At 64.5% G+C, this 13,058-nt stretch carries 9 protein-coding genes; 3 read left to right on the top strand and 6 right to left on the bottom strand.

Features of this window, described 5'->3' with window-relative positions; genetic code table 11:
* Positions 1-9: 9 nt before the first annotated feature.
* From LY284_RS13190 to LY284_RS13175, 4 genes are all read right to left on the bottom strand, one after another.
* Positions 10-1,122, bottom strand: coding sequence for a YbdK family carboxylate-amine ligase (locus LY284_RS13190; RefSeq protein ID WP_014192708.1), 1,113 nt, complete (start codon positions 1,120-1,122; stop codon positions 10-12).
* A 43-nt stretch (positions 1,123-1,165) separates the two neighbouring features.
* On the bottom strand, positions 1,166-2,368 hold the full coding sequence (locus LY284_RS13185; protein WP_014192709.1) for a cation:proton antiporter: 1,203 nt from the start codon (positions 2,366-2,368) through the stop codon (positions 1,166-1,168).
* An 825-nt stretch (positions 2,369-3,193) separates the two neighbouring features.
* Positions 3,194-5,002, bottom strand: coding sequence for a bifunctional tRNA (5-methylaminomethyl-2-thiouridine)(34)-methyltransferase MnmD/FAD-dependent 5-carboxymethylaminomethyl-2-thiouridine(34) oxidoreductase MnmC (gene mnmC, locus LY284_RS13180; RefSeq protein WP_014192710.1), 1,809 nt, complete (start codon positions 5,000-5,002; stop codon positions 3,194-3,196).
* Positions 5,003-5,053: 51 nt separating this feature from the next.
* A complete protein-coding gene (locus tag LY284_RS13175) occupies positions 5,054-6,007 on the bottom strand; it encodes a VTT domain-containing protein (RefSeq protein WP_233386657.1) in 954 nt (317 codons plus the stop codon).
* A gap of 369 nt (positions 6,008-6,376) precedes the next feature.
* Between LY284_RS13175 and LY284_RS13170 the strand changes: the two genes are divergently transcribed.
* The gene (locus LY284_RS13170; RefSeq protein WP_008352404.1) at positions 6,377-6,655 is read left to right on the top strand and encodes an HU family DNA-binding protein; all 279 of its coding nucleotides are present in this window, start codon (positions 6,377-6,379) and stop codon (positions 6,653-6,655) included.
* Between the two features lie 81 nt (positions 6,656-6,736).
* Here the strand turns inward: LY284_RS13170 and LY284_RS13165 are convergent, their stop codons facing one another.
* Positions 6,737-8,005, bottom strand: coding sequence for a GTP-binding protein (locus tag LY284_RS13165; protein ID WP_014192712.1), 1,269 nt, complete (start codon positions 8,003-8,005; stop codon positions 6,737-6,739).
* Positions 8,006-8,141: 136 nt separating this feature from the next.
* Positions 8,142-8,585, bottom strand: a complete 444-nt coding sequence (locus LY284_RS13160) for a lytic transglycosylase domain-containing protein (RefSeq protein ID WP_014192713.1) — start codon at positions 8,583-8,585, stop codon at positions 8,142-8,144.
* Positions 8,586-9,170: 585 nt separating this feature from the next.
* Here LY284_RS13160 and gspD point away from each other — a divergent pair.
* Both gspD and gspE read left to right on the top strand, forming a co-directional pair.
* Positions 9,171-11,573 (top strand): type II secretion system secretin GspD, encoded by a 2,403-nt coding sequence (gene gspD, locus LY284_RS13155; protein WP_041730848.1) that lies wholly within the window; start codon positions 9,171-9,173, stop codon positions 11,571-11,573.
* Positions 11,570-13,057 carry a type II secretion system ATPase GspE gene (gene gspE, locus LY284_RS13150; RefSeq protein WP_233386654.1) on the top strand — a complete coding sequence of 496 codons (1,488 nt, stop codon included), beginning with the start codon at positions 11,570-11,572 and terminating at the stop codon, positions 13,055-13,057. The genes gspD and gspE overlap by 4 nt, the downstream gene beginning before the upstream one ends.
* The last annotated feature ends 1 nt before the right edge of the window (position 13,058 follow it).

Here is a 13,058-nt window from a genome sequence, read left to right as displayed (position 1 = left end):
AGCGCGTCCTTACCGGCGCCACTGCAGGCATTGCTGCCGCACCGCCTCATGCAGCGATTTTTCCTTGTCGACGACGCCGCGCAGCCAGGTCGCATCGTTGGTGCCGCGCGCGATCTCGGCCACTTCCGCGAGCGCGGCCTGCGAGCCGAGCGCTTCGGCGTGCGGCGCGAGCACGTCGAGCGTCGCGAGAATGTCTTCGCCGATGGTGCGCCGCTCGCCCGTCTGCGGATGGATGCAGGTGCCTTCCAGCCCGAAACGGCATGCCTCGAAGCGGTTGAAGGTGTACACGAGATAGTCGTCCTCGCGCGGCGTGAGCGGCTTGTCCAGCAGCAGATAGCGCGACAGCGTCTGGATGTAGCAGGCGATCGCCGCGGCTTTATCGACGGAGAGCGGCGTGTCCATCACGCGCACTTCGATAGTGCCGAAACCCGGCTTCGGCCGGATATCCCAGTAGAAGTCCTTCATGCTGTTCACGACACCCGTGTTCACCATCTTCGAGAAATATTCCTCGAAGCTGTCCCAGGTCAGCACGAACGGCGCGCGGCCCGAGAGCGGAAACGCGAACACCGAATTCAGGCGAGCCGAATGAAAACCCGTATCGACGCCCTGAATGTACGGCGAGGACGCCGAAAGCGCGATGAAATGCGGGATGTAACGCGACATCGAATGCAGCAGGAAGAGCGCGCTGTTCGGATCGGGGCAGCCGATATGCACGTGCTGGCCGAACACCGTGAACTGTTTGGCAAGGTATCCGTACAGTTCGGAGATGTACTGAAAGCGCGGCGCGTCGTAGATCTGCCGGTCACTCCATTGCTGGAACGCATGCGTGCCGCCGCCGGCGAGCCCGACGTTAAGCTGATCGGCAGCGGAAACGAGCACGTCGCGGATCTTGCGCAGATCGGTGACGGCCTGCTCGTGCGTCGTGCAGATGCCGGTCGAAAGCTCGATCATGCTTTCGGTGATTTCGGGCGTGATGTTGCCCGGAATCTTCTCGTCCTTGATGAGACGCATGAGGTCCGACGCGGCGCGGGTCAGATCGTAGTCGTGCGTGTTGACGACCTGGATCTCCAGCTCGACGCCGAACGTGAACGGTTCGGAGTTGATGAAAGGTTCGAGTGCCATGACGCCTCTTGAATGATCAATACATGAGCGAAGCCGGGCGCGCTCATTCGCGCCGTTCGCCCACCGCCGACAGGCTGCGGTAGACGACGAAGGGCGACACGATCTGCAGCACGACGATCGAGCACATCACGATCGCGCGCAGCGTGGGATCGTAGTCCGGATAGAGCACGTACATGTCGTCGACGAGCAGGTATGCGAGCGCCGACATCGGCGTCAGCGCGACGCCGAGCGCCGCGCCCTGTTTCCAGTTCAGTCCGCTCGGCTTCGCGAAAATCAGCACGCCGACCAGCTTGCCGATGAAGCGCGCGACAATCAGCCCGAGCGCCGCCACGCCGCCGAGCGCGATATCGCGCCAGTGAAACGAGGTCAGCGTCAGCGCAAACAGAATGACGGTGAGCAGCCATCCCGCGGAGCCGAAGTGCGTCGGCCAGAGCTGCGGCCGCTCGTCGGCGTTCTTCACGATGATGCCCGCGGCGAGCAGCGCGAGAATCGTCGACAGCTTGAAGATGTGCGCGACCGCGATGGCCAGCAGCACGAGCCCGAAGAGCGCGACGAACGAATGCTCGTCGGTCGCGGGCAGGCGCCGAACCAGCAGATTGCACGCGCGCGCGAGCAGAAACGCCAGCACGAGCGAGCCGATCAACAGATACAGCGGCTGCAGAATCGTCGCCAGCGCATTGCCGTAGATTTCCTGATGCAGCACGCCCGCCGCGAGCTTTTCGACGACCACCGCGTACATGCTGTTCAGCGCGGTCAGCGTCAGAAGACGCTGCGTGACCTGACCTTCCGCGCGCAACTCGGTTTTCAGCTGGATGACCATCGCGGGCGAGGTGGCCATCGCAATGGCCGCGATCACGATCGACGGCATCGTCGGAACATTCAGCAATGTCAGCGCGATCAGCACGAGGCCGAACGTCAGTGTGGATTCCGCGATGCTCGACAGCACCAGATACGGATTGCGGCGAATCCAGCGCAGATCGAGCCGCCCGCCGAGTTCGAACAGCAAGAGTCCGAGCGCGACATCGAGCAGCGGCCGCGACAGGCCGCCCGCGCTGGCGTCGATGACGCCGAGACCGGCATTGCCGGCGATCAGACCGATGATCGCAAAGCCCGTGATGCGCGGCAGCCGCCACGCGCGCCACAGCAGCTCGCCGGCAAGTCCCGCCGTGACGAGCGCAAGACCGGCCCAGAGAATGGCGTCGGGTTCGAGCGGCCAGGCGGGCAGAAATGAAAATGCCGAATTCATCGTGTTGGCTTCTCCTTCGTTACTGCTAGTGCGATGCGTGCACGTACCGTTGCGGGACTCGCATCCGCGACGCGCGCTCGCGGGCGAGGCGCATCCGCCCGGGCAGGCGAGCGTGGGTTCATTCAGGTGATGCCGAAATGCGAACGAACACGGCGTCACGGCCGGGCCGTGCACGAATTAGACGACGTGTCCGGCTGGCGGCGATGCGCCTTGCACGCGCTCAATGTCGCATCGGAGATATAGGTTCCGTGTGACACGGCAAACGCGTGCGGCGCCCGCGGGAGGGCCGGGCCGAACACAGCAAACGACGATGCGGCTTCGTGATCAGATTCTTGGCGCGCACCCATCGTTCCATTGAAGCGGTCGCCGTCTGAACGGCGCGACGCAGGAAGAAGCGCGATTGTGCCATACCTCGGAACCCCTGACAGAAAGTCCAAGCTTTTGATTCTTATGAAGTAAAAGCGACAGCCGAACCTGGACCTGAATGGAAAAGCTGACCGGTTGCCGCTTTCACGGCATTCGGACTTTTGGTTTACCGCTGCGACGGCGGCCTCGCCGTCAGGTGTTTACAGGTTTACTGTATATAAACGTAGTAGTAGTTAACAAGAGCCTGCCGCTTCTGTGGATAACAATACTTTCGTCTTTTCATTCAATCATTTGGAGAAAGCAGAAGCGGGCCGTAAACATGTTGGGGCGGCACGGTTAACACGGAACAACTTTTTGCCGCGCACGGCATGCGTTCGAGTTGTCCCGTTTACGTGCACAACGCATGCACACGACTTTCACCTGCAATCCGAGGCGTTATCCACAGCATGCCGTGGACAACTACGCCGCGCCGAATTCGCCGTGCCGCAGTAGACGTAGCAAAAAACGGGCTGGATCGACCGATTCGGCCAGTTCGCGTTCGACGGGCCACGGCTCGCCCTCGATTTGCGATGCGATTAGTTCAGCCGCGAGCGTCGCCCAGACGAGCCCGCGCGATCCGAACGCGAACGCGCCATAGAGACCCGGCATGCGCGGCAGGTCGAGCGGCCACGCGCCCGACAGTTCGCGCGCATTGAGGCGCGCGGCGTTTTCATCGGCGAACTGGCCGATCATCGGCATGCGGTCGCTCGTCACGCAGCGGAACGCGACGCGCCCCGCGCGAATGCCGGGCGACGTGTTCGCGAGCGCCGGCAACATGCCCGCGACGCGCTCGATGTTTTCCCGATGTCCGTCCGCGCGGATCTCGCCATCGGCGTCGTCGATGTCGTAGGTCGCGCCGATGAGCACACCATCCTTGCCGAGCGGCACCGCGTAGCCTTCGCCGATCACCGGCAGGCGCAGCGCATCGAGCGCGCATGGATCGAGCACGCTGAGCTGGCCGCGCACACTGCGCGTGGGTTCGCCATGCAGGCCCGCGAGCCGCGCGGCGTCGTGCGCGCTGGCAAGCACCAGCACGGGCGCGCTCGCGATTTCAGCGCCGCTCGCGTCGAACGCGCGCCACACGCGGCCGTCGTGCGCGATGCGCGTCACGTCGGTGTTCATGCGCGGCGTGATGTTCGCCGACGCATCGGCGAGCTGCGCGGCGCAGACTGCCGCCGGCGAAATGGCGCCGCCAAGCGGGAAGAACCAGCCGCCGCGTTCGACATCGACACCGGCCATGCGCGACGCTTCATCGCGCGTCATCGGCTGCACGTAGGCGGGCGGATACGCGAAGCGCGCGATGGCGTGCGCGAGCGCTTCGGCATCGTCGGACGTATCGGCGATCTGCAGCAGGCCCGCGCCCGTGCGCTGCAAGTCGTGATGCGCCGATTCGAGCGCGTGCCAGCGGCGCAGCGCGTAGAGGAAGCCCGCGCGCGTGAGGCGTGCGGCGACGCTGTCGTCGCGCCAGACGATCGGATGAAACACGCCCGCCGGATTGCCCGACGCATCGCGCGCGGGCAACGCGTGACGATCGATCAGCGTGACGCGCCAGCCGCGCCCGGCGAGACGCGAACTCACCGCGCAACCCGCGAGCCCGGCACCGATGACGATGGCCTCTCGCGCGTTCGCCTCGTACGGCATCGGCGGTTCGTGACGGCGCACACGCCAGCGCGGCGCGAAACGCGCAGTGACGGGCGCATCGACGTGCGCGTCGTGTGGCGCGCAGGCGAAGCCCGACGCCTGCAACGCGCGCTCAAGTTGTTGCTTATCGGCAGTGAATGCGCACACCGTTGCGTCGTCGCCGGCGAAGCGCGCGAGCGTCTTGCACAGCTTGCGCGGATCGCCGGTCGCGGTCAGATCGAGATGGAAGGCATCGGCGCGCAGCCAGAGTCTGGACAGCAGCGTTTCGATGTCGTCGCCGATGGCAAGCGTCAGCACGACGCGCCCCGCATCGAATTCGAGCCGCTGGATGCCGGGCACGCGCATCGGCCACGCGCGCTCGAGTTCGGCGGCAAGCGGCGAAGGGTCATCGGCCAGAGGCGGCGTGTCGAGCGCGCGAGGATGCGCGAGCGCGACGATATGCAGCCGGTCGCATCGATTTTCGTCGTCGCGCCAGCGTTGCCAGAGCGCGAGGAAAGTGCTGAAAGTCGTGTCGACGAACGTGAAGGCGCGCTTGCGCCGCCAGCGCGCGGGAAGATCGTGCGGCGTGAAGAACGGAGATTCGGTCATGCGATCAACGAAGAGGCCGCGCGCGCGCCCGGGCCGGCGCGCGAAGTGAGATCAGGCGGAAGACGAATTGGTGACGCCTCGCGCCGCGGCGCTCGCGAGGCCTTCGATCATCAGCGGCTCCAGCGCGTAGCCCGCCGCGCGCCACGCTTCGAGCCCGCCGAGCAGCGGCGCGACGTCCGTGAAGCCGTGCGCCGCCAGCTCCTTCGCCGCGAGCGCCGCCGATACTTCGCTCGGACAGTCGCAGTAGGTCACGAGCTTGCGGTTGCGCGCGATGCCGGCAAGCTGCGACGCGGCGTCGTCATGCAAAAGCAATGCGCCGGGAATTGCATACGGGTCCATCGCGCGGCGTTCGTGGCGGCGCACGTCGATGACGAGCGGCGGCGGTTCCCCCGCGAGCAGCGCGCGCAATGTCGCGATATCGATACGCGCCATGCGCAGCCGGCGCAACAGCGACACGCGCTGCCACCAGCGCACCGCGAGATAGAGCGCGAGCGCGGCGACGGCGATCGCGATCACGCCGCGTCCGAACAGGTCGAGCCAGGCGAGCGCGGCATCGACGAGATCCGCGAAGATCGCGCCGAACGCGACGCCGGCGCCGGACCACAGCAGCGCGCCGAGCGCATCGTAGAACAGGAAGCTGCCGAAGCCGATGCCGGTTGCGCCCGCAACGGGAATCGCCAGTGTCGAGAGCCCGGGAATGAACTTCGATACGGCGAGGATGCGCACGCCGAAGCGGCCGAAAAAGCCGGCGCTGCGGTTGACGCAGGTATCGCGCGAGATGGAGAGCTTGCACATGAAGGCGAGCACACGGCTGCCGTAGCGGCGCCCGAGCCAGAACCAGAGCGTGTCGCCGATCAGCGCGGCAATGGTCGCCGTCACGACGATCGCGGCGAGCGGACCGATCGCGGTCAATGGAAACAGCGCCGGAAAAGCGTCCGGAACGAGGCTTGCCGAAACCGTGATGGCACCCGTCAAAGCCAATGTGGGCAAGGCTGGGAGCGGCAAGCCGAGGCACTCCATCAGAACGTTGGCAAAAACCAACGGCAGCCCGTATTCAATGATCAGCTCGCGTAGCATGGATCGGACCCAGATGTTCTACGCCACAAAAAACGGCCGGGAGCCCCAAGAAATTAAGGGTAAATCTTTGAAACCCTTGTCCAGATTGGGTTTGCGCTGCGCTATCATACCAAGCGCCGCGTATAGAGGCGGCGTGAAGGCGACGAAGTGCAGCAACGCCGGTGACATGGCCGAAAGCACGCCGATTCGTCGGGGAGGCCCGCCACAAGGCCGTCCCTACTCGACGTCACGGCTTGCGCACGTATAATCGGCGCGTTCGCGCTGTTCGTGTCAACCTAAACTGATAAAGGAACCTTAATGAACAAACAGGAATTGATCGACGCCGTAGCCGCTCAGACCGGCGCCAGCAAGGCTCAAACCGGCGAAACGCTGGACACGTTGCTCGAAGTGATCAAGAAGGCCGTATCGAAAGGTGACGCAGTGCAGTTGATCGGCTTCGGCAGCTTCGGCTCGGGAAAGCGCGCAGCGCGCACCGGCCGCAATCCGAAAACCGGCGAATCCATCAAGATTCCGGCCGCAAAGACGGTCAAGTTTACGGCTGGCAAGGCATTCAAGGACGCAGTGAACAAGCGGTAAGCATCTTGCCGATTGTGCGGCTACATGACGTAGCCCGTTGTACATGACCCGCCTTTGGCGGGTTTTTTTTCGGCCATGCGCTTAATGTTTGTGGTCGTCGCAGTCACAGTCGGGACCGTGGTCGTGGTCGTGGTCATGCTCGTGATCGTGTTCGTCGATATCCCATGCCGGGAACGGATCGGCGAAGCGCTGCCATGCGTCGGGGCCGAGCGCCCATTCGTCGTCGGTGAGAAGGCACGCGTCGAAGCTGTCCTGCCATGCGGACCGGTCGAGACCGACGCCGATCAGCACCAGTTCCTGCCGGCGATCGCCGATGCTGTTGTCGTCGGGATCGCCATACCATTCCGCAACAATCTCCGCTTCGAGCTCGGGGTCGTCGGTCGGCCATTCGCTGCGATCCTGCGCCGCCCACCATACGCCCGCCGGACCGTGCCGGCACGTGCCGCCCGCTTGCGAGAGCGAACCGCCGACCTCGCTTCTCGTCGCGAGCCAGAAGAAGCCTTTAGCGCGCAGCACGCCCGGCCATTCCCGATGCAGCAGGTTCCACAAACGTTCCGGATGAAACGGCCGGCGCGCGCGATACACGAAGTGACCGACATCCGATGATTCTGCTTCGTCGCTCGCCGAAGCGTCGCTGTCGAGAATGGCGAGCCAGCCGGGCGCGCTCGCGGTGGCGTCGAAGTCGAAGCGGCCGGTGTTCAGCACGTCGGCGCAACGTACTTCGCCTGCTTGCGTCTGCACCTGAACCGCGCGCGGGTTGAGGGCGTGCAGCATGTGCGCGATTCGCGTCACTTCGTCCGCGCCGGCGAGATCGATCTTGTCGATGACGATGACATCGCAAAACTCGATCTGCTCGACGAGTGTTTCCACGACCGTCTTGCCGTCTTCGTCATCGTGGCTTGCCTGTGCGAGCCCGCGTTCCGCCAGCGAATCCGACGAGGCGTAGTCGCGCGCGAAGCTCGTGGCATCGATCACAGTGACGAAGGTATCGAGATGCGCGCGGCCTGCGAGCGCCGCCTCGTCGTCGTCGCCGAACGCGAGTTCCTCGGCGATCGTCATCGGATCGGCGAGGTCCGGCGCTTCGACCACGATCGCGTCGAATCGCTGCTGCTGCGCAAGCCATGCGATGGCGCTTTCGAGTGCGTCCATCGACGGGTCGGCGAGCGTCATCCGCATGCAGCCGTTAGGCAGTTCGGTCGTGTCGCGGTCCGCGCCGGACGCGGTCTCGCCGTAGGTCACCGCGCCGATGCGCAGATCTTCGGCGTTGGCAAGCAGCGCATCGACGAGTGAGGCTTTATCCGCGCCGGTGAATCCCGATAGCACGGTGACTGGCAGTGGCGTGTCGTTCATTGCGAAGAGGCGTGACGAAGAAGAGGGCGCGCGAGCGCGAACCCGCGCGGCCACGGGCGCGGCGCGGATGATCGAATAAGGGATTTTGCATCAAATGCGCCGGACGCGGCGCGCGTGCGGGGGCGGCCCCGGAAGATCAGCGTGTGGCCTGGAGCAGTTTCCAGCGGCGCAGGATCTCAATGATCTGCGACGAGTACTTGTCGCGCAGCGCGGGTGTTTCGGAATGGTAAGCACCGACGGCCTGCCAGGAATTGCCATACTTGTTCATCTTCTGGCGCAGATGCCATGCGGCGACATAGACGCTCTTGCATGGCTCCATGAGCGTGCCGCTCGAAATGCCGTACTGAGCCAGCGTGCCGAGATGAATGGAGTTGATCTGCATCAGCCCGTAGTCGGTCGAGCCGTTGGCGTTCTTGTTGACGGCGTCGGGCTTGTTGTGCGATTCCTGCCAGGCGATGGCACGAAGGATGAGCGGATTGACCTTCTGATACTTCGCCGCTTCGTCGAAGCAGTCCGCGTGTGCCGACGCCGCCGCCAGAAGCGGCCCGCATATCGCGAGTAGTCGCACGATTTTCTTCATCTTTCTTCACTCCATCCGCCCGCGCGGAACGTCTTGCCGCCGTTGCGGCGCCTTGGCGCCAACGCCAACAAATCAACGCACCGCGACCGGAATTTGCTCGGGGAAAACCCGTGCTTTCTGCAACGCCCGGATTGCGGAACCGACCGTATCATACCGGCTGATGATTAAGGCCTAAAGTTGGCTATCAGACATACGTCCGGCAGCCGGGCTGAAGAACGCTTGCGCGCGATCGTACAGCCGCGTCAATCGGCAATGTTCTAAATGTATGAATATTAAGACTTCTGGACGGGGTACAATTCGGCTCCCGCGACCATCAGCCGATTCTGGAAACCGCCCAGATACGGTCTATCGGCAAGTTTTTCGAAAGCTTGAGCACGCTGGAAATGTGTATCGTGCGAGCAGCCGAAGTGCGGTCTGATCCGGAACGAATTGGCACAATTTCGTTACATAAAGCTGTTATCGTCACATTTTTTAAAATGACCGCGGTGGACCGGGCGACCGTTTCACCCTGCGGCGGCGGCGCTCTCGACTGACGGCGGCGCGGCTTGGCCGGCTCTTCCAGGACCCGGCTCTGACATCACATCCATGAGAAGACAACCTATCGCACTGCGTCGCAGAGCGACGGCACTGCTGGCGGCGGGACTCATCGTCGCGCAGGCCGCGCACGCGCAAGTGACGTTGAATTTCGTCAACGCGGACATCGACCAGGTCGCGAAAGCGATCGGCGCCGCCACCGGCAAAACCATCATCGTCGATCCCCGCGTCAAGGGGCAGCTCAACCTCGTCTCGGAGAATCCGGTTCCCGAGGACCAGGCGCTGAAAACGCTCCAGTCGTCGCTGCGCATGCAGGGCTTCACGCTCGTGCAGGATCATGGCGTCCTGAAGGTCGTGCCCGAGGCCGACGCCAAGCTGCAGGGCGTGCCGACCTACGTCGGCAACCAGCCGGCCGCGCGCGGCGATCAGGTGATCACGCAGGTCTTTCAGTTGCGTAACGAATCGGCGAACAATCTGTTGCCGGTCCTGCGCCCGCTGATCTCGCCGAACAACACGATCGCCGCCTACCCGGCGAACAACACGCTCGTCGTCACGGATTACGCCGACAACGTGCGCCGCATCGCGGGCATCATCGCGGGCATCGATACCGCGGCGGGCCGCGAGGTCGATATCGTCACGCTGAAGAACGCGAACGCCATCGACGTCGCCGAGCAGATGAACAAGCTGCTCGATCCGGGCACGATCGGCAGCACCGACGCGACGCTCAAAGTCACCGTCACGCCGGATGCGCGCACCAACTCCCTGATGTTCCGCGCCTCCAGCAGCGCGCGCCTCGCGGCTGCGAAGGCGCTCGCGAACAAGCTCGACGCGCCCACGGGCCAGCCCGGCAACATGCACGTCGTGGCGCTGCGCAACGCCGACGCCACGCGCCTCGCCAAGACGCTGCGCGGCATGCTCGGCAAGGGCAGCGGCTCGGACAGCACGTCCGGTTCGTCCAATCAAAGTTCGAATTTCGGACAAAGCGGCGGCGGCCTCAGCAATTCGTCGATGTCCACCGGCCAGTCCGGCATGCCGCCGCTGCCGGGCGGTCTCGGCGGCAGTTCGGGCACGAGCAACAATCCGATGACGGGCGGCTCGGGCAATCGCGATTCGAGCTTTTCGTCGAACAAGGACAACGACCAGGGCAGCGATCAGGGCGGCGGCATGATCCAGGCCGATGCGGCGACGAACTCGCTCATCATCACCGCGCCCGATCCGATGTACCGCAACCTGCGCTCCGTGATCGACCAGCTCGACGCGCGCCGCGCGCAGGTCTACATCGAAGCGCTGATCGTGGAACTCTCCGCGACGACCGGCGCGAATCTCGGCATTCAATGGCAGGGCGCGCTGCTTTCGAACAGCCACAACAACGCGCTGTACGGCAGTTCGAGCTTCGGCGCCGGCAATACGAACATCGTCGATCTGACCTTGCAGGGCAATGCCATTGCGCAGAATCCGTCGTCGCTCACTTCCACGACCGGTCTGCTCGCGCAAGGCCTGAACATCGGTCTTCTGCACCGCTTCGGCGATCTTTTCGGTCTCGGCGGCCTGCTGCAGGCGCTCTCGACGTCGGCGGATGCGAACATTCTGTCCACGCCGAACCTGATCACGCTCGACAACGAAGAAGCGAAGATCGTCGTCGGCCAGAACGTGCCGGTCGTGACCGGTTCGTATGCGACGCCGACCGCCAACGCCGCGACCTCGGTGACGGCGTTCAATACCTTCGACCGCCGCGACGTCGGCGTGACGCTGCACGTGAAGCCGCAGATCACCGACGGCGGCGTGCTGAAGATGCAGATCTATCAGGAAGATTCGAGCGTCGACAACGGCACGAAGAACGATCCGGGCGGCGTGACGATCAACACGCGCTCGGTGCAATCGACCATCCTTGCCGACGACGGCGAAATCGTCGTGCTCGGCGGCCTGATGCAGGATCAGTACAACAACAACAACAGCAAGATTCCGCTGCTCGGCGACATTCCGTTCATCGGCAGCCTGTTCAGAAGCGAAAGCAAGACGCGCACGAAAACCAATCTGATGGTGTTCCTGCGTCCGGTGATCGTGCGCGATCAGGCTACGTCCACGCAGATCGCCACCACGCGCTACGACTATCTGCGCCAGCAGCAATACGGCTCGACGACGGACAACCGTCTCATCAAGGACCAGAATGTGCCGGTGATGCCGCCCAAGCCGCTCGGTCCGAGCGAAGGCGGCGGCGCGCCGGCCCAGAATCTGCTGGACTGGAGCAATACGACGCGCGGCCCCGGCCCGAGCACGACGCTGCCGCAGAATCCTGAGGCCGGTCCGGTGCCGCAAGGCGGCACGATGTATCCGATGCCCGCGAACGGCGCGACCAACGCCATGCCGGCGAACGGCGCGACGAATGCCATGCCCGGCAACGCCGCGACGAACAGCAACGGGTATCCCAACACCCAGCAAGGAGTGCGGCCGTGAGCACGGTCAACGATGCAGTCGAGAGCGCGAGCAGCGCGGCGTCGCCGCTGGCGGCCCGGCTCGTGCCCTACGGCTTCGCGCGCAGCGGGCAGATTCTGCTCGCGCATCAGCACGCGGACAGCATCGAGGTGTGGATCAGCGAGCGCACGACCGATGCGGCGCTCGCGGAGGTCGCGCGCAATTTCGGCGCGCTGTCGATCGTGCGCAAGCCCGCCGACGAACTCGCCGCGGCGATCAATTCGGCGTATGCGCGCAACGACGGCAGCGCGGCGCAGGTCGTCGGCGAAGTGGAAGGCGAAGTCGATCTGTCGCGCCTGATGCAGGACATTCCGGAAGTCGAGGATCTGCTCGAATCCGAAGACGACGCGCCGATCATCCGCATGATCAACGCGCTTCTGACGCAGGCGGCGCGCGAGCAGGCATCCGATATCCACATCGAGCCGTTCGAGAACGCCTCGGTCGTGCGCTTTCGTGTCGATGGCACGCTGCGCGACGTCGTGCGTCCGAAAAAGGCGCTGCACGGCGCGCTGATCTCGCGTATCAAGATCATGGCGCAGCTCGATATCGCCGAAAAACGCCTGCCGCAGGACGGGCGCATCACGTTGCGCGTCGGCGGCCGTCCGGTCGACGTGCGGGTGTCCACGCTGCCGACCGGTCACGGCGAGCGCGCGGTGCTGCGTCTGCTCGAAAAAGACGCGCAGCGTTTGAATCTCGAAAAGCTCGGCATGGCGCGCGACACGCTCGTCAACTTCGACAAGCTGATCGGCCGCCCGCACGGCATCGTGCTCGTGACCGGGCCGACCGGCTCGGGCAAGACGACGACCCTGTACGCGTCGATGTCGCGGCTCGAAACGACGACCACCAACATCATGACGGTGGAAGATCCGATCGAATACGATCTCTCGGGCATCGGCCAGACGCAGGTGAACGAGCGCATCGGCATGACCTTCGCGCGCGCGCTGCGTTCGATTCTGCGTCAGGATCCGGACATCATCATGATCGGTGAAATCCGCGATCTCGAAACCGCGCAGATCGCGGTGCAGGCATCGCTCACCGGCCACCTCGTGCTCGCCACGCTGCACACGAACGACGCGGCCTCCGCCGTCACGCGTCTCACCGACATGGGCGTGGAGCCGTATCTGCTCGCGTCCTCGCTGCTCGGCGTGCTCGCGCAGCGGCTCGTGCGGCAGTTGTGCCCCGTGTGCAAGGAAGAGCGCGTCGAGGAAGACGGTACGAAGCACTGGCACCCGGTCGGTTGCGACCGATGCGGCCAGTCGGGCTATGTCGGCCGTCGCGGCGTCTACGAACTGCTGCTGATCGACGACACGATCCGCCCGCTGATCCATCGCAACGCGGCGGATGCCGAGATTCTCGAAGCGGGACGCGCGCAAGGCATGCGTACGCTGCGCGAGGACGGCGATCGCTGGCTCGCGGCAGGCGTAAGTTCGCTGGAAGAAGTGCTGCGTGTGACGGGCGGGGACTGAA

This window comes from Caballeronia sp. PC1, assembly GCF_021353155.1.
GTDB classification, from domain to species: Bacteria; Pseudomonadota; Gammaproteobacteria; order Burkholderiales; family Burkholderiaceae; genus Caballeronia; species Caballeronia cordobensis.
This window is presented reverse-complemented; position numbering and strand designations above follow the sequence as displayed.

What these genes read in the sequence shown, in the direction of transcription:
- LY284_RS13190 (WP_014192708.1), bottom strand. Translation starts at nt 1,122, where the DNA reads ATGGCACTCGAACCTTTCATCAACTCCGAACCGTTCACGTTCGGCGTC.
- LY284_RS13185 (WP_014192709.1), bottom strand. Translation starts at nt 2,368, where the DNA reads ATGAATTCGGCATTTTCATTTCTGCCCGCCTGGCCGCTCGAACCCGAC.
- mnmC (WP_014192710.1), bottom strand. Translation starts at nt 5,002, where the DNA reads ATGACCGAATCTCCGTTCTTCACGCCGCACGATCTTCCCGCGCGCTGG.
- LY284_RS13170 (WP_008352404.1), top strand. Translation starts at nt 6,377, where the DNA reads ATGAACAAACAGGAATTGATCGACGCCGTAGCCGCTCAGACCGGCGCC.
- LY284_RS13165 (WP_014192712.1), bottom strand. Translation starts at nt 8,005, where the DNA reads ATGAACGACACGCCACTGCCAGTCACCGTGCTATCGGGATTCACCGGC.
- LY284_RS13160 (WP_014192713.1), bottom strand. Translation starts at nt 8,585, where the DNA reads ATGAAGAAAATCGTGCGACTACTCGCGATATGCGGGCCGCTTCTGGCG.
- gspD (WP_041730848.1), top strand. Translation starts at nt 9,171, where the DNA reads ATGAGAAGACAACCTATCGCACTGCGTCGCAGAGCGACGGCACTGCTG.